Raw genomic sequence first — 17,466 nt, forward strand, 5'->3', positions numbered from 1 at the left:
GTCGTGAACAATGATCCTGCGATGGATGGCAGGCTGAAGTCGTGTTCTTCCCGGACTTCAACGTGAAAAACGCACACTTTATCTATCCGGCCGCGGACTTGTCCGAGCAGATCTCCACCGCCGGCAAGGAAGCATCAGGCACCGGTAACATGAAATTCATGATGAACGGCGCACTGACCATCGGACACTCGACGGCGCGAACGTCGAGATCCGGGAGAAGTGGGCGACCAGAATTTTTTCCTTTTTGGCCTGACCGCAGACCAGTGGAGCAATCCATCGCGGGGTATCGTCCGGCGGATTGCGTGAATGCAACGAGGAACTGCGTGAAGCACTGGATCTGATCGCGGATGGGCACTTCTCGCGTGGAGACCGCAACATGTTCGCCCGTTGATCGACAATCTGCGGCAAACCGATCCGTTCCTCGTGTTGGCGGACTATGCGGCCTACGTGGCGTGCCAGGAGGAGGTGAGCGCCGCCTGGCAGGATGCGCGACGCTGGACCCGTATGTCGATACTCAACACGCGCGGGCGGGCAAGTTCTCCTCCGACCGCGCGATACGCGAATATGCGAACAGATCTGGAAGATTCACCCGGTGAGCGTCGATCTTGACCAGCGACCCTGAAACCGGCCCGGCCCGAGTTTATCCGGTTCATCCCGGATCCCGTTTCCCCCGGGCGCAACGGTTGTGCCCGGGGGGTCAACTTTTGCGTTTTCAGCCGCCACGCAACGCGGGTCGAACTTCTGCTCTATGCGGCCCGAGCAGTCGCGAGCCGTTCCAGATCGTCCCGCTCGTGCCCGAGCGTAATCGAACCTTCTTCTACTGGCATGTGCTCGTGGAAAACCTGCCGCTGCACACCTGTTACACATGGCGCGCGGATGGACCGCGGACACGCAGCATACCGGCCGCGCGTTCGATCCGAGCAAGGAACTGCTTGATCCTTTTGCCGTGCCGTGTCAGCTGATCTATGGACACGGCGCCCTGCTGGCGATACGGCCGACGCCGGGCATGCAAACACACCGCGCGATCGTGACGGAGCCGATGCTCGCGTCCGGCAGCCGAGCATCGCGCGGACTGGACGACGCGATTATCTACGAGTTACACGTCGGCGGTTTCACCCGCCATCCTTCGAAGCTGGTGTAGCGCATCCCGGAACGTTCGCCGGTTTTAATCGAAAAAATTCCGTACCTGAAGCAGCTCGGCGTCACCCACGTTCGAACTGCTGCCGGTTCATGGCCTTCGATGAGCAGGACCGTACCGCAAGCCGCAGCCGTGCGCGGGCTTTGCAACTATTGGGGCTACAGCACGCACAAGCTACTACAGCCCGCATCCCGATACTGCATCGATACCAGCCGTTGCTCCGCAGGAATTCCGGGCGCTGACCGACGGCGTTGCATGCCGCGGGCATCTTCGTGCTGCTCGATGTCGTTTTCAACCATACGGCGGAAGGCGATGCTTCAGGGCCGGTGATTAACTTCAAGGGCCTGGCGAACGACATCTTTTACCATCTCGACGGGAGCGACCGGCGCCGCTACCGCGATTACACGGGCTGCGGAAATACGGTCCAATTGCAACCATCCTGTGGTAACCGCATTCATTGTGCATTGCCTCGAATACTGGGTGGAGGAGCTGGGCGTCGACGGATTCCGCTTCGACCTGGCAAGCGTATTCGCGCGCGACCAGCGAGGCGAGCTGATGGCCGACCCGCCGATCCCCTGGGCTATCGAGTCTTCGCGAGTGCTTTCGCGCGTGCCGCTGATCGCCGAAGCATGGGATGCTGCCGGTCTTTATCACGTCGGCGCTTTCCCTGGCATGGCCTGGGCCGAGTGGAACGGCCGCTACCGGGATGTGATTCGCCAATTCGTGCGCGGGCGATCGCGGCCTCGTCGGCAAAGTTGCCAGCTGCATCGCGGGAAGTTCGGACCTCTATGCGGACGACGGCAGGCTCCCCAGCAACAGCATCAATTTCGTCACTTGCCACGACGGCTTCACGCTAAACGATCTGGTGAGTTACGAGGTAAAGCACAACGAAGCCAACGGCGAAGAGAATCGCGACGGCAGCGATGCAAATATCTCGTGGAACTGCGGCACCGAAGGCGAGACCGACGACCCTGAAGTGCTCCGCTTTCGACTCCGCCAGGCGCGGAACCTGATTGCCATCCTGTTCTTGAGCCGGGGCGTACCGATGCTACTCGCCGGCGACGAGGTACTGCGCAGCCAGCGTGGCAACAATAACTGCTATTGCCAGGGACAACGCACTTGGCTGGTTCGACTGGACACCGTCAGATGCCGGTATGGACATGTCCCGCTTCGTGCGTGAGTTGATTGCGTTGCGCAAACGGCACGCGAGTCTGCACCGTGCGCGCTTTTTCACCGGGCGTCCCGCAAGCGGGCAGACGCACCCCGACGTGGCCTGGCACGGCGAGCGCCTGCATGAGCCCGCATGGCACGACCCGGAATCCTGTCTTCTCGCTTTCACGCTTGCCGGGCAAACTTCCGACGAGCCGCTGCTGCACGTGGTGTTCAACATGGACCAAGTGGAGCGCCTCGTCGCGCTTCCTGACCTCGACGAGCGGGGCTGGCGGCGCGTCGTCGATACGGCAGCCGTCCCACCGCACGACATCGTCCCGCTTGCCGAAGAGGTCAGGGCGGAAAGCCAAGCATGTCATGTGCAAGCGCGCAGTGTGGTGGTTTTCGAAGAGAGGTGAACGGACCTACGGAGCGACGTGACGGCATGAATGACCATCGCGACCCCGGTCGCCGCCGATGATTGGATGCCGGGTAGAACGGCGGCTGGGCGAACCTCTGCAATCCGGCGATTCGGCGGCAAGGGGCTGATTCTTCAGGCTGTTCGGAAACTCGGGCGATGATCGGCTTACCGGCGGACGCGTGTCTGGATGCGTGTTTTCCCTTGATAGTGCAAACGGCTTTGTTAGAAGCGGAATGTTGGCTATCTTTAAGTCACGATCTGTCAGGCCGAACAGTAGAGGCAATCATGAAAGCATGCAACGTCGTGAATGCGCTCGTCCTCGCGGCATGCGTGATGCCGACGTCGAACGCCTATGCGCAAGCCAGCAACGCCATGCCGACGGCGTCGAGTTCGGCTACAAGTTCAGGCAAGGCGACGCCATCGGACAAGCAGTTGGCTCGCGATGTACGCAAGGCGTTGTCGAAAGTGCCCAACTTCAACGTGTCGAACGTATTCGTCAAGGCGCGTGGCGGTGTCGTGACACTATCTGGCAGCGTGCCGGACGGCCCTCAGATCCAGCAGGCCGCGGATGTGGCGAACGGCGTGCCGGGTGTAGTGTCGGTGAATAACCATCTGGCGCTCTATACGAAGGGGTATTAATCCTTCAAGGTGGCGTCGGGATGTGCTGGCCGTTTTCACCGTGAATGTGGCATCACGACTCGTTCGAGCCACGGGTTGAATTCGCGCCTTGTCTTTAATCGCTCACAGCACTAAGCGTCATCGTTTCCACACTCCTAAGATAGAGCGTCATTCACCTGGTTGGTCGCGCAATTCCAGTTTCGCATTGCTCAGGAGCGATCCAGGGCGAGGCAGTGGCGGTTTGGGATGGTCGAAACGAACCTGCGCCATGAAATCGTCACAAACCTGCTAAACCGACTGGCTCCATACGTCGAGGATTGGGTCGGGCACGCCCGACATGATGTCTGGCCCAGCCGTCGATGACGGTCGAGATCGTCAAGTCTGCTACCGTTGACTTTGCACCGTCGATTTCGACCAGCCAGTAAAACCAAAGTCCTATTGTGGCAATGCGCCAGCAAAGCTATTTTTAATTTGCACCATGGCGCCTCGCACGTCTTTGTCGATCTGCTGGTCGTGGCCGTTTCTGTGCAACCGGGGCAGGCATGTCTGGCGGCTCGACTCTGAGTTGCATCCGCTGCGACCTCGACGCCCACTGGGCCAGCTCGCCAAAACGACAAGCGTGAGTCCGGAAATGGCATTTACGTACGGAAAAAGAACTGCCGTCTGGTTTGCAGAACGGAGGGCTGCTTGCCGCGCCCGAAACCTGCAAGGGCTTTCTCACCCTCGCAATTCAGGAGAAGCACGATGAGCACGGAGACATTCAACCTCGGGGTTCACTCCGAGGCTGGCAAGTTGCGCAAGGTGATGGTGTGCTCGCCTGGACTCGCGCACCAGCGCCTGACGCCTGGCAACTGCGACGAACTGCTTTTTGACGACGTGATCTGGGTCAGTCAGGCCAAGCGCGATCACTTCGATTTTGTGACGAAGATGCGCGAACGCGGCGTTGAAGTCGTCGAGATGCACAATCTGCTTACCGAGACAGTCAAAAACCCCGAAGCGCGAACGTGGATACTCGAGCGTAAGATCCGCCCGAACACGACCGGCGTGGGCCTCGCCGGCGAGGTGGTGAGCTGGCTCGACGGACTTGAACCGCGCCGGCTCGCAGAGTTCCTGATTGGCGGGGTGGTCGCAGAAGACATTCCCGATTCCGAACAGAGCAATACGCTGAAGATGTTCCGCGACTACCTGGGTTACTCCAGTTTCGTGATTCCGCCCCTGCCGAACAGCATGTTCACGCGCGACACGACGTGCTGGATGTACGGCGGCGTTTCGCTGAATCCCATGTACTGGCCAGCCCGGCGTCAGGAGACGCTGCTAGCCGCCGCGATCTACAAGTTCCATCCAGACTTCGCCAGCGCGAAGTTCGAGACATGGTACGGCGACCCCGACGTCGATCACGGATCCTCCACACTCGAAGGCGGCGACGTGATGCCGGTCGGAAAAGGTGTGCTGCTCATTGGCATGGGCGAGCGCACGAGTCGGCAGGCAATCGGCGAACTTGCCCAGTCGCTGTTCGCCAAAGGCGCGGTTGAACGGATCATCGTGGCGGGCCTGCCAAAATCGCGGGCAGCGATGCACCTCGATACCGTGTTTACGTTCTGCGATCGCGACCTGGTCACCATCTTTCCGGACGTAGTGAAGGAAATCGTTGCCTTTACCGTGCGGCCGGACGATGCCAGTCCGTCGAAGTTAAGTATCAGGCACGAGGAAAAACCGTTCATGGACGTGGTAGCCGAAGCACTGGGGCTGCCGAAGCTGCGGGTCGTGCAGACCGGGGGAAACCGGTTCGCCGCGGAGCGCGAGCAGTGGGACGACGGCAACAACGTTGTTTGTATCGAGCCCGGCGTGGTGATCGGCTATGACCGCAACACGTATACCAACACCTTGCTGCGGAAGGCCGGTGTGGAAGTCATCACAATCACGGCCAGCGAGTTGGGGCGCGGCCGCGGAGGCGGCCATTGCATGACCTGCCCAATCATCCGGGATCCGGTCGACTGACGAACTGGCGATGGTTCGCCCGGCTAACGCAGCGCAACTTCGTTTCTACATTCGAGGGCCATCATGGCATTCAATCTGCACAACCGGAATCTTCTGAGTCTGATGCATCACACGCCCCGCGAGCTCCGCTATCTGCTCGACCTGTCGCGTGACCTGAAGCGTGCGAAATACACCCGGCACGGAACAGCAACATTTGAAGGGCGTCAATATCGCACTCATCTTCGAAAAGACCTCGACTCGCACCCGCTGCGCGTTCGAAGTCGCGGCCTACGACCAGGGCGCAAATGTCACGTACATCGATCCGAACTCTTCGCAGATCGGGCACAAGGAGAGCATGAAGGATACCGCACGCGTGCTCGGACGCATGTACGACGCGATCGAATACCGGGGGTACAGCCAGGAGATTGTCGAGGAACTGGCGCGCTATGCGAACGTGCCCGTGTTCAACGGCTTGACCGATGAGTACCATCCGACGCAGATGCTCGCCGACGTGTTGACCATGCGAGAACATAGCGACAAGCCGTTGACCGCCATCAGCTACGCGTATCTCGGCGACGCCCGTAACAACATGGGCAATTCACTCCTGCTGATTGGCGCCAAGCTCGGCATGGACGTACGGATCGCGGCACCCAAAGCATTGTGGCCACATGAAGACCATATAGCCGCCTGCGGGAAGTTCGCCGAAGAAAGCGGTGCCCGAATGACGGTGACGGAAGACGCGGCGGTCGCCGTCAAAGGTGTGGATTTTGTGCACACCGATGTCTGGGTGTCGATGGGCGAGCCGGTAGAGGCTTGGGGTGAACGAATCGGATTACTGCTCCCGTACCAGGTGAACATGGATCTCATGAAGGCGACGGGGAACGCACAGGCGAGGTTCATGCATTGTCTGCCCGCGTTTCACAACAGCGAAACCGCGGTCGGCAAAAAGATCGCGGAGCAGTATCCGGCGCTTGCCAATGGCGTCGAGGTCACCGAGGAGGTATTCGAGTCTCCATTGAACATTGCATTCGAACAGGCGGAAAACCGCATGCATACCATCAAGGCAATCCTCGTGTCGACGCTCGCCGAGATTTGACTGGGGAGTTGTCGCGCGACGCCGTCAGGAGCGTTGGCGCAGGCGCCGGAAATCCCTGCGCGACATGCCGACGGGAATACATCGAACGAGGTGGATCATGCGCATTGTGATTGCATTAGGCGGCAACGCGTTGTTGCGCCGCGGCGAACCATTGACGGCGGAGAACCAGCGCGAGAACGTACGGATCGCGGCACAGCAGATCGCGCAGATTGCTACCGACCATGAACTGGTCATTGCACACGGCAACGGCCCGCAGGTGGGTCTACTGGCACTTCAAGGCGCGGCGTACAAGGATGTCGCGTCGTATCCGCTCGACGTGCTCGGAGCCCAGACGGAGGGCATGATCGGCTATCTGATTGAACAGGAACTGGGTAACCTGCTTGCCTACGAGGTACCGTTTGCGACGATTCTGACGCAGGTCGAAGTCGACCCTCACGATCCGGCCTTCCAGCACCCGACCAAGCCGATTGGCCCTGTCTATAGCAAAGAGGAAGCAGAGCGCCTCGCGAAGGAGAAAGGCTGGGCCATCGCGCCGGATGGCGACCGTTTCCGCCGCGTGGTGGCCAGCCCGCGCCCGAAGCACATCTTCGAAATTCGGCCCGTCAAGTGGCTGCTCGAACACGGCACCATCGTCATCTGCGCGGGCGGCGGCGGTATCCCCACGATGTACGACGACAATCACAAGCTCACCGGCGTGGAAGCCGTCATCGACAAGGACCTGTGTTCGGCGCTGCTTGCCGAGGAACTCGAAGCAGACATGCTAATCATCGCCACCGATGTTGACGCGGTCTACGTGGACTGGGAGAAGCCCACCCGCAAGGCAGTGCGCGAAGCACATCCGGATGAACTGGAAAAACTGGGCTTCGCCGCCGGCTCGATGGGACCGAAAGTGGGAGCCGCGATCGGCTTTGCGCGTAACACGGGAAGGGACGCCGCGATCGGCGCGCTGTCGGACATCGTCGCCATCACAGGGCGTCAGGCCGGTACACGCGTGAGCACCGCGGTCCAGGGTATCCGTTACTGAGAACGAGGGGCTTCGCGGGCCAGCGAAGGTCATGTATGAACCGCATGCGCTGCTATCGATCGCCCGATCGAGGCCACACTGGTTAGGCAAAGCGGATTTCGAGGGCGTCTGCTGACACCCTCCGAGGCAGTCGGAGAAGGTGACCCCACGTGGCATATTGCAACTGGTGTTCTTGCCTGAAGGAGATGTGCCATGTCTATTCCAACGTCTTCGCCCGCGTCCGGATCGACGCCGACATCGGCGTCCGCATCGTCGAGCAAGGTCAGGCTCGGTGCGCTAACTGCGCTGGTCGTTGGTTCGATGGTGGGGGGAGGCATCTTCTCCCTGCCGCAGAACATGGCTGTCAGCGCCGACGCTGGTGCGGTCCTGATAGGCTGGGCCATTACCGCTGTCGGCATGCTCATGCTAGCTTTCGTATTCCAGACGCTCGCCAACCGCAAACCTGAACTCGACGGTGGCGTCTATGCGTACGCGAAAGCGGGCTTCGGCGACTACATGGGTTTCGGTTCCGCGTGGGGTTACTGGATCAGCGCCTGGCTTGGCAACGTCGGATACTTCGTTTTGCTCTTCAGCACGGCAGGCTATTTCTTTCCGGTATTCGGGCAAGGTAACACGCCCATTGCCATCGTCTGCTCGTCGGTGCTGCTTTGGAGCGTGCATTTCCTCGTTTTGCGGGGCATCAAGGAAGCCGCATTTATCAATATGGTGACAACCGTGGCGAAGATGGTGCCACTGTTCTTATTCATCGTGCTCTGCGCGTTCGCCTTCAAGTATGAAACTTTCTCAGCAGATATCTGGGGCCTGCGTAGCCCCAAGCTTGGCAGTGTCGCCAACCAGGTACGCAACATGATGCTGGTGACGGTATGGGTGTTCATCGGTATCGAGGGCGCGAGCATTTTCTCGGCGCGGGCCGAGCATCGCACGGATGTGGGCAAGGCAACCGTGATCGGCTTCATCGGTGTGCTCCTTCTGCTCATGCTGGTGAACATCCTGTCGCTCGGTGTCATGACGCAACCGGAGTTGGCCGGCCTGCAGAATCCGTCGATGGCCGGGGTGCTTGAACGCGTCGTGGGCCACTGGGGTGCCATTCTCATTAGCGTCGGGCTGGTCATCTCGCTGGCAGGGGCGCTGCTGTCGTGGGTCCTGTTGTGCGCGGAAATTATCTTTTCGGCGGCGCGCGACCACACGATGCCAGGTTTCCTGCGTAAGGAAAACGCGAAGAAGGTGCCCGCAAACGCGCTTTGGCTCACGAACGGGATGATTCAGCTATTTCTCGTGATTACGATGTTCTCGAAGGGCACGTATCTCTCGCTGATCTATCTGGCGACGTCGATGATTCTGCTTCCGTATTTCTGGTCCGCCGCCTACGCGCTGCTGATCTCGGTGCGCGGGGAGTCATACGAGGCCGCAAGCCGGGAGCGTCGCAAGGACATGGTTATAGCCGCTATCGCGGTGATCTACGCAATATGGCTTCTCTACGCCGGCGGGCTCAAATATGTGTTGCTGTCGGCCCTTCTGTACGCGCCGGGCGTGCTCCTGTTTGCCAAGGCGAAACGCGAGATCGGGCAGCCGGTCTTTACACACATCGAGAAGGGCATCTTCGCGGCAGTAATGATCGGTGCGGCAATTGCTGCATTTGGCCTGTACAAGGGGTTCATCACGCTCTGAATTGTGGAGAATCAGGGTGAGGGTGGAAACGGCTCCGATTCGACGCTCATGGCGAAACAGCCCGGCCTTGTATGGTCCTGATCCGTGCTCACGGGCGTCTCATGCTGCCGCATGCGGAGGTGTGCAGGCACTTCGGTAACTTTGCACAGGTTGAGAAATGGCTGCACACATCATCTTCCGGGGCAAAGGGCTGATCGCTGCCATTGTGTGACATTGGCTCGGGCGCGTGAGGCCACCTACGATGGGTCGTTATCCGGCGTCATTGTTCGTGAGACGGGCTGCCGCCATCTTTGCAACAACAATGGCGGTGTGTTGCGACGTGTACGCTGGCGAAAAGCCGCTAAGTTTCATTGATCCAAAAGATGGGCAACTGGACATGAGCGACTTCCTTCTCAAACACAAAGGCGCGCTGCCAGTTCCCATCGTGATCACCGAACCGGCCGTCGGTTATGGCCTTGGACTGGGTTTGCTGTTCTTTTCCGGCCCGGTAGCCGACGCTGATCCGGACCCATCGGACAATCGAGCACACCGCGTCCCACCGAACGTCACTGCATTGGGTGGCCTCTATACCGAGAACGGCACGTGGGCGGCGGCTGTCGGCCACTTTCACACGTGGGACGAGGACCGGTACCGTTACCTCGGGGCATTGGCAAAAATCGATGCTCACCTGGACTACTTTGGACTGTCCAGCCAGCCGAGGGCCTATACCCTGCAGGGTACCGCGTTGTTCCAGCAGTTCCTTGCGCGCATCGCGGACAGCCGCTGGTATGGCGGTGTGCGTTACGTCTTTTTTGACTCTTCATCCACCTTCGCGGGCGGCAGCATTCCGGGTGAACTTGGCAACTTGCAGAAGGACCAGCGAATCGGCGCCGGGAGCCTGATACTTGACTATGATTCTCGCGACAATATTTTCTATCCTGCGGCAGGTAGTTTTGCGGAATTCGAGACGCAGTTCGCGCGCACAGGTTTCGGTGGCACCGAGAATTACAACGTATACGCCGCACGTGGCTTCATCTGGATGCCACTCTCGCATGCACTAATTCTGGGGCTTCGTCTGGACACAAAATTTTCAACCGGCGATATTCCTTTCTACGCGCAACCATACGTGGATCTGCGGGGTGTACAGAAGGGACGATACCAGGATCGCAATGCGATCACGTCTGAAGCGGAATTGCGCTGGGACGTGACGCCCCGGTGGTCACTACTCGGCTTTACGGGTGTAGGCAAAGCATACGGACGGCTTCAGAGCTTTTCTGCGGCACAGAACGTGCAAAGTGTGGGAGCGGGCTTCCGTTATCTGATCGCTCGTAAGCTGGGTGTGTCCATTGGCATCGACGTCGCCCACAGCAAGGACCAGAACGCGTTCTATATCCAGGTCGGAAGCGCATGGCGTTGAGAATCGAACTACAGCGATCGTACCGGTTTCCAATCGACCTTGTGTTTGCACTCAACCTTTCAATGCACGACACCGACGCTTCGGGCATTTCGCAGACTCGTAACGTCGATACGACCCAGGAAGGCGACGGCCATGCCGGATATGAATCCAATCACGTTGGAGCCCTCGTATTAGTTGTGCGGTGAACACACCGTTGTCACGAACCCCGGAGCGATCTAATCGGGCGCGCGTTCGTCGGTGAACCCGAGCGCGTGGGTTCCGATGCACACGCGGAATTTCGTGGGCGGTGGACCTGGCGCAACCTATGGTGAGCGGTGGGGCTCAACGAGACGTATCACGGCGTGAGGACAGCGGATTCGGGCGACGGTGTGTGAACACATTCTGATCGCCTAAACTGAATCAATGCATACAGGCATCGGCAAGGACAATGCCGTGAGGATCGTAGATGTCTCCGTTGACGAGCTTGATCTGACATTCCAGGGCTTCAGCGGTGCCGCCCCCAGTAGAGCACTGGTCGCCCGTCTTGCCGTCCGCCTGCCGGCGTTACCTCCTCAAGGACCGATGTAGCACAAATGAATATCGGTGTATTCGACGATGGGAGCACGAACGCGTACTAGAAATCATGCGGCGTCGACCCGACCGAGTGCCGAACGCAATGACCGTACGGCCCTTCCATTAAGTTGCACCGTTTTCCGGGTACTTCATGTCCACCCAATCATCGAGGGCATGGAAGTGCGCTTCCAGGTCAATCGTTGCGTAGGGGCTCGTTATGCGTCGCCGTTTTCTTCGAATCGCGCTTTCGAGTGTCGTGCTCATAAGTTTGCCAGCGTGGGCGGACACACCTCCCATTGTAGATGCCAGCACTCGGTGGCAATTCGCTCTGACGCCCTATGTGTGGTTGCCCAGCGTCGACGGTTCGATGCGGTTTTCGTTGCCGGACAACGGCGAGGCCGATGCATCGACTGGCCCGTATAACTATTTCCAGAACATCCGTTTTTTTGCGATGCTGCAGGGCGAAGCGCGCAAGGGCGACTGGAGCATCTTCGCCGACGCAATTTACCTGAACTTCGGCAATCACTCCGCAACAGTACAGACAAAGGGCAGCGGTGCTCTCGAGCGTCAACTGGAAAGCAGCGGCGAAACCAGCTTCGAGGGCGTATTGATTCAGTTGGGTGGCGGCCACACCGTCGTACAGCTGTCGCGCGTCACACTCGATGCGATTGTGGGAATCCGCTATCTTGGCGTGCGCAGCTCGCTCGACGTGTCTCGCAACACCACTGCTGGAGGTGCCGGACCAGGTTTCACCCCGGAATTCCACGCGTCGCAAAGCGCGGATATCTATGACGGATTTATCGGCGTTCGCGGTCGAGTGTCACTCACCGGCGATGGCCGCTGGTACGTTCCGTTCTATCTCGATGTAGGCACCGGTACATCGGACTTTACCTGGCAGGCTGCGTCCGGTATTGCGTATGCAATGAAGTGGGGCGACGTCACCCTGTCATATCGCTATCTCGCGTTCTACGGTTCGGGTGATCAACTTGTTCAGAGTCTGCGTTTCAAGGGCCCAGTCTTGAGCGCGACGTTTCGATTCTAGATTCGATCCGGATTGCACACCTGGCTGGTTCGTGACGGCACACTCGTCGTCGCTGATAGTGTCAATAATTTCATCGTGCGGGCGACAAGACAGCTAAACGCAAGCCTCGCCGGCGCGGTGATCGCGTGACGATCAAGCGGGCGGCGAGCGCAGCGAGACGAGCACATTGCGCGCTTGCTGCCGCTAGAACCGGTTGCGTTGGCTTGGATCGAATCTCGGATCTGGCGATCTCTGCGTCTGTCGTAAAACGCCCTGATTATCGAAGTAAAAGTGGTAGATGAGATGTTCGATGTTGTTCTCCAGGTACCGGTATGACCATACTTCTCTGTCCATTCGCTTGAAATACGACGTTTCGAAGGGGCGGCCAAAATTGACGAGCACGTCGTCTCGGGTCCATTTTCCTACCTCCGCGCGATGGAACTCGTTGTCTTGAAGTACTTGTCGAATACTTATCACTTTGCCGGACGCATCGACGTCGGCCGCGGTCGTCGTTGTGCCCATGGGCTGAGTCGGCCACATCAGGCGCTTGCCGCCATTCGGCAAATCGTACGTTTCCTTCGGCTTACCCAGGCGGGCAACGAGGACCGACTGATCCGCCCCAGCTTCCACCTGCTGATGCGGCGCGGTGCAAGCCGCGAGCACCAGCGCTGCGGTACACACCGTCAGGAATGCAAGTCGATTAAGCATGGAAGTGCTCCGCTATGAGTGATCGGCCTGGCAGTCGCCGTTCTCATCGGGCATTGCATCGCCGCTCGATGAACGCGTGCAGGCTTGAGTTGCTATCAGACGTATTCGCTACGCCTGAAACGATGAAGTTGCGATAACTTTATTGACAGGTGAGTTGCCCACGCCGCCGCGGGATTTTCTTGAGAAATTGATTGCTCTACATATCATTGCATAGTGCATAAGAGGCCTATAGGCAACAAGAAAACTAAGCTCGGGACCACATGAGATCTGCCTGCGATGAAATTGAACCTTGCTCAGCCATAAAGCCGCGATGCAAAGGAGCTATACATTGCAGCCGGGTTCGAGATTGCCGTCCGGCGCGACGGTCCTCTCTGGCAGCGTTAACTTCTGCCTGTTCTGCGCGAAGGCACAGTCATCAATCCACCACGCGGGCCGCGTGCGAAGGCGCTTGCCAGATCGAACCTCTATCGGGACGAGGGACGAGGGCCGACTGCCGTCTAACAGCAGTGTCCCGAAGGCAAATAGCTGACTGCAAACGCCGAGGGGCGGCCGCCTGCGCAAGGAGACGGCTGACTAGTTCCCCTTGAACGTGTCCGTTGAGCCAGGCACGGACAAGAGACGATCGGTTCTCGGCTTCGCCTGGAAAGTGGTGCCGTCGATCAGTTGCGGTTCGTCCGTGAATTGGGCACCGTGGCGTCGCATTGCGCATCATGCTTGTTGATGGATTGGCTGAAGCGTCGTATTGCTTTCATTAAGCCAGAGGACAAGTTCGTTGACACGCATGGCCTTCGCGAACAGCCAACCCTGTCCATACTGGACGCCTCTCTGCACCAGATATTCGACCTGGACATCGCGCTCGACGCCTTCCGCTACGATTTCCACCCTTAGTTCGTGCGCCATCTCGATGATATGAGGCGCGACCACGCTGGATGCTGCGTCTTGTGCAATGGTGTCGATAAATGACTTGTCGATTTTCAGGACGTCGATCGTAAAGGTTTGCAGATACGACAGGCTGGAATACCCGGTTCCAAAATCATCGATATAGACAGGGTGGCCAGCATCCCTGAATGCCGCTATTGTTTGCCGCGTTGCGTCGGCATCCATGAAGCTTCGCTCCGTTGCTTCGATTCTGACCTGAGCAGGTCGAATACCCGTCTCCTGCAACCTGGCCGTAAGAACGTTCAGGAAACGGCGCGTCCGCAAATCCTCGCTGCTCACGTTGATTGAGACGTAGAACGAAGGACGCGAGCGCAAGAGCTTCGACAGCTCGTCAAGCGTCTTATCCAGTACGAGATCCGTCAACTGCTGAATAAGGCCGTTTTGCTCCGCGACCGCGACAAAGATTTCCGGTGAGACGTAGCGTCCGTTCAGGTTCCACCTGACAAGCGCTTCTACGCCAACGCATTCGCCGCTCGCGAGGCGGACGATCGGCTGGAAAACCACATCGAGCCTCTTGCGTGCTATGGCCCATTCGAGCGTCGCCGGGAACGAGAGTTGCCGCGAGATTCGCCTGAACGCGATCCAGCCAAGCAAACCTCCGACAACGACACCAATCGAAAGCCACATCACGAGTAAACCAGGCCATTGACCCACGAGGCTGCTACGCGGAGACTTGACTATCACCCCGAGGGGCCGGCTCGTCGAACGGGCGACAGCGTAGTGCCATTGTTCATTGTTCACGCGGCCGGTCAACTTCCATGCGTTGAGCATGTCGTCGCCGTTCGCGCCAGGGGACAACGCAAGGACTGTGTTTGTCTCGACATTGACCACCGCGATCGGTCGTCGGGCGGGGTCGATTAGATCGACGTAGGACTGCGGGTCGATCGAGACATAGTGTCCGTTGCGGCCGATCTGGATATCCTGACGCTCGGCGCTGAGGGGGTTGTTATGTCTGAACCAGACCAGATAGCCATCTTTCGTCTGCCAATCGGGCGCAGGCAGCGTCAGCTGTTGTGTCCGAACGTCGCCTAGAAGCGGTGAGCACAGATAGCGTCCGCCACCGTACGCCCCGCCGTCCTGCACGTATCGGTAGTTAAAAGACACACGGGCATACCGTGCGATCTGAGCGGGAGAGCAGAGACTGCCGGGGGCCGCCTCCATGTCCGCGATAGCGGCGAATGCCTGGTAGGTGACAAGCTCCGTGCGCATCACAGCTTTCGCGGCGAACTGCTGCAGATCTTCTTGTTCTCGACGTTCTGCATCCTCGTTGGCGATATAGACGCTGGTCAGTACCGGGGCGACCGTAGCTATGCAGCCCAGTGCGACAGAAGCAGAAATAAGCGACAGCCGCTTGATCATCTCGCAAGTCCCGTCGTGAATGACCGTAAGGGGGCGTCACGCCACAAGTGCGGCATGCTCAGGTTCGAACGCGTGGAATTAAGATGCAGTATGAAGAATAGTATCTGGAGCTATTTTTTCAACGCTTTGATTTGTGCGCTGTATCGGCTCCAGGGCGAAGGCGAACAGCCGATCTTCGACGGCGGATTCAACCGGTGGATGCAACACATCAAAGACTGCGCAAGGAGTGGGAGTGTTGCAGATGAAACAGCGACGCCGGATTTATTACAGCGAGAAGCAGAAAGCGCTGATGTGGGAACGTTGGCGAAAGGGCGAATCTCTCCAGAAGATCGCCCGGGTTTTTTGATCGGAACCACTCGCCGGCACAAGGGATTCTGGCTGCGTCTGTGTCACTGCGATGTCACCCTAGCGCGCGACAACCACCGTGGTCTCGGATTCATACATGATCCTCACGTGACTATGGCGCGCGAGAGACTGCATCACTTTGACGAGCTCGGGGCGGCTGACCCGGACCGAATGCGCCGTACCTTCCTTGTCCTCGATCGTCAGCAGGTTGAGCTTGTGATCGACGCCGGTGACTTCGGCCACGCCCTGGAAGACTCTGAGCGCCTGAAACTCCTCTTGTCCGGCACCCGGAGAATACTGGGTCAGCTTGACCGTGCGGTTCAGGCGCGTGAGCGGCACGCCCTTCGCGAGCGACAGCTCAGTGACATAGGGTTCCAGATAGCTCGCCGTGACCTTGTCGCCGATTTTGACGGCGCTGAGCGCGTCCCGGTGGTTTTTAGCGTTGAAACTCAGGTCCTCGTGGCCCGGCACGGTCACGACGATGATTGCGTTTCGCTGGTCGATCAGGCTGACGGTGCCGCTCTCGCTGTCGACCGATGCGCCGCTTGGGACGGCTTGCGCAGCCGCCGACGGGACGGCGTCGTCCGCACCGCACTCGGGAATCCATGCGGCGGACAAGCCCAAAGCCGCAACAATGCAAATACAGCGGCGGGCAGCGGAAATGCGTGTATTCGATCGGAATGGCATGGCAGTCACCTTGTGCGATCAGGTACTTGTTTGCGATGCGCGCGTCGCGCCCGGCCTGTTCATTACTGCCTTGGCCGGAGCGAGACCATCTTGTCCACGGCGCGCCTTGAACCGCCGCTGCACTTCGTTCTGCGCTGCAGGTGCTCATGTACGGATTTGCTCATGGCGGTGTGCCACAGACCGTTTCGCCACGGGCGTTCTTCGTGCATTCTGCAAACGCGTTCGCCGACAGCATCACGCACGCCAGTATTATTAGAGTCTTCATGGACATTCCCCCGTGACGGCTGCGGCGGTGGATGCATTCCCGGCGTCTAACGAATCTTGTCCGGGGTGATGGCCAGCCTCGCAATTTGGCGGTGCCGTCTATCAGTGTAGGTCTTTCAGGGGCATTTCGTGCGGGCGAACATGTACCGCAGGGCTCACGGTAGGCCGATCCTGAGCGTGAGTTCCATCGTGACGGGGAGTTTCATGCTCTCGAATGCGGCAGCCGACGTTGGCACTTACGGTTGATCAGTCGTAGCGGTAGACTCCGTGCCGGGTCTTGCGCCCGAGACGCCCAGCAGCCACCAGTTCGCGAAGCAAAGGGCAGGCGCGATACTTCTGATCGCCAAGGTCCTTCGCGAGTACCTCTAACACGGCGAGGCAAACATCGAGGCCCACCAGATCCGCCAATGCAAGCGGTCCGATGGGGTGATTGGCGCCAAGACGCATCCCCTCGTCAATTTCTTCCGCCGTTGCGACTCCCTCCGCCAGAACGAAAAATGCCTCGTTGATCATCGGCACCAGAATCCGGTTGACGACGAATCCTGGCGAGTTCTTGACCCCGATTGGCGATTTGTCGAGCCGGCGGGACAATTCGTGAATTGCGTCGACAGTTTCCGTGCTGGTCTGCACACCACGGATGATCTCGACGAGCGGCATCAGGGGCACCGGGTTGAAGAAGTGCATGCCGACGCAGCGGGAAGGATCGGCAAGATTCGATGCCAACGATGTTATGGAGATCGACGAGGTGTTCGTGGCGATAATCGCGTGTTGTTTTGCGACCGCTTCGATCTGCTTCAGGATCGCGCGTTTCAGCTCGACCTGTTCGGTTGCGGCCTCGATGACCAGATCCACCTCGGCGAGGCGCTGATAGTCGGTTGAAGTATCGATGCGCGCCAGCGTCGCGCTGGCCACCTCCGCGGCGATCGTATTTTTCGCTACAAGCCGCTCCAGACTCGACCGCAATGCCACCATGCCTCGCGTGAGGGCAGTCTCGGTGACGTCGATCAGAACGACCTTGAGTCCGGCCGTTGCGGCGATCTGCGCGATACCACTGCCCATCGTTCCGGCGCCGACGACGCCGATCGTTTCAATGGTCATGTTCGA

General features: G+C 59.0%; 13 protein-coding genes and 4 pseudogenes. 13 read left to right on the top strand and 4 right to left on the bottom strand.

Translation table 11 applies throughout. The features are described from left to right. The 12 genes and pseudogenes from B0G74_RS47485 to B0G74_RS22070 all read left to right on the top strand — a co-directional run. Positions 1-622 (top strand): annotated as a pseudogene (locus B0G74_RS47485) (glycogen/starch/alpha-glucan phosphorylase); the annotation flags it as partial. A gap of 243 nt (positions 623-865) precedes the next feature. After that, positions 866-1,141: a hypothetical protein gene (locus B0G74_RS46725; RefSeq protein ID WP_243658277.1), complete on the top strand. Its 276-nt coding sequence runs from the start codon at positions 866-868 to the stop codon at positions 1,139-1,141. Between the two features lie 862 nt (positions 1,142-2,003). Further along, positions 2,004-2,318: a hypothetical protein gene (locus B0G74_RS46730; RefSeq protein ID WP_243658278.1), complete on the top strand. Its 315-nt coding sequence runs from the start codon at positions 2,004-2,006 to the stop codon at positions 2,316-2,318. Then, a complete protein-coding gene (locus B0G74_RS46735) occupies positions 2,299-2,706 on the top strand; it encodes a hypothetical protein (RefSeq protein WP_243658279.1) in 408 nt (135 codons plus the stop codon). Before B0G74_RS46730 ends, B0G74_RS46735 begins: the two co-directional genes overlap by 20 nt. A gap of 287 nt (positions 2,707-2,993) precedes the next feature. Then, positions 2,994-3,347, top strand: coding sequence for a BON domain-containing protein (locus B0G74_RS22035; RefSeq protein WP_132377023.1), 354 nt, complete (start codon positions 2,994-2,996; stop codon positions 3,345-3,347). A 723-nt stretch (positions 3,348-4,070) separates the two neighbouring features. Continuing rightward, positions 4,071-5,324 (top strand): arginine deiminase, encoded by a 1,254-nt coding sequence (gene arcA, locus B0G74_RS22040; RefSeq protein WP_132377024.1) that lies wholly within the window; start codon positions 4,071-4,073, stop codon positions 5,322-5,324. 63 nt (positions 5,325-5,387) lie between these two features. Then, a pseudogene (locus B0G74_RS22045) lies at positions 5,388-6,399 on the top strand (ornithine carbamoyltransferase). A gap of 97 nt (positions 6,400-6,496) precedes the next feature. Then, complete coding sequence (gene arcC / locus B0G74_RS22050; protein ID WP_132377025.1) at positions 6,497-7,423, top strand: carbamate kinase; 927 nt, start codon at positions 6,497-6,499, stop codon at positions 7,421-7,423. 192 nt (positions 7,424-7,615) lie between these two features. Continuing rightward, entirely contained in the window at positions 7,616-9,091 is a 1,476-nt protein-coding gene (gene arcD, locus B0G74_RS22055; protein ID WP_132377026.1) for an arginine-ornithine antiporter, read from the top strand. Positions 9,092-9,392: 301 nt separating this feature from the next. Next, positions 9,393-10,487 carry a BamA/TamA family outer membrane protein gene (locus B0G74_RS22060; protein ID WP_243658358.1) on the top strand — a complete coding sequence of 365 codons (1,095 nt, stop codon included), beginning with the start codon at positions 9,393-9,395 and terminating at the stop codon, positions 10,485-10,487. A gap of 526 nt (positions 10,488-11,013) precedes the next feature. Continuing rightward, a pseudogene (locus B0G74_RS46740) lies at positions 11,014-11,154 on the top strand (IS5/IS1182 family transposase); the annotation flags it as partial. Between the two features lie 102 nt (positions 11,155-11,256). Further along, positions 11,257-12,081 carry a hypothetical protein gene (locus B0G74_RS22070; protein ID WP_132377028.1) on the top strand — a complete coding sequence of 275 codons (825 nt, stop codon included), beginning with the start codon at positions 11,257-11,259 and terminating at the stop codon, positions 12,079-12,081. 183 nt (positions 12,082-12,264) lie between these two features. Here B0G74_RS22070 and B0G74_RS22075 read toward each other — a convergent pair whose 3' ends face one another. Both B0G74_RS22075 and B0G74_RS22080 read right to left on the bottom strand, forming a co-directional pair. Further along, on the bottom strand, positions 12,265-12,768 hold the full coding sequence (locus tag B0G74_RS22075; RefSeq protein ID WP_132377029.1) for a hypothetical protein: 504 nt from the start codon (positions 12,766-12,768) through the stop codon (positions 12,265-12,267). Between the two features lie 708 nt (positions 12,769-13,476). Then, on the bottom strand, positions 13,477-15,066 hold the full coding sequence (locus B0G74_RS22080) for an EAL domain-containing protein (RefSeq protein ID WP_132377030.1): 1,590 nt from the start codon (positions 15,064-15,066) through the stop codon (positions 13,477-13,479). Positions 15,067-15,307: 241 nt separating this feature from the next. Here B0G74_RS22080 and B0G74_RS46745 point away from each other — a divergent pair. Then, a pseudogene (locus B0G74_RS46745) lies at positions 15,308-15,464 on the top strand (IS30 family transposase); the annotation flags it as partial. A gap of 7 nt (positions 15,465-15,471) precedes the next feature. On the opposite strand, the gene B0G74_RS22090 reads toward B0G74_RS46745, so the two are convergent. Both B0G74_RS22090 and B0G74_RS22095 read right to left on the bottom strand, forming a co-directional pair. Beyond that, positions 15,472-16,098: a hypothetical protein gene (locus tag B0G74_RS22090; protein WP_132377031.1), complete on the bottom strand. Its 627-nt coding sequence runs from the start codon at positions 16,096-16,098 to the stop codon at positions 15,472-15,474. Positions 16,099-16,608: 510 nt separating this feature from the next. Continuing rightward, positions 16,609-17,460: a 3-hydroxybutyryl-CoA dehydrogenase gene (locus tag B0G74_RS22095; protein WP_132377032.1), complete on the bottom strand. Its 852-nt coding sequence runs from the start codon at positions 17,458-17,460 to the stop codon at positions 16,609-16,611. Positions 17,461-17,466 lie beyond the last annotated feature (6 nt).

The sequence above is a fragment of the Paraburkholderia sp. BL9I2N2 genome, from assembly GCF_004339745.1.
In the GTDB taxonomy this organism is placed as follows: domain Bacteria; phylum Pseudomonadota; class Gammaproteobacteria; order Burkholderiales; family Burkholderiaceae; genus Paraburkholderia.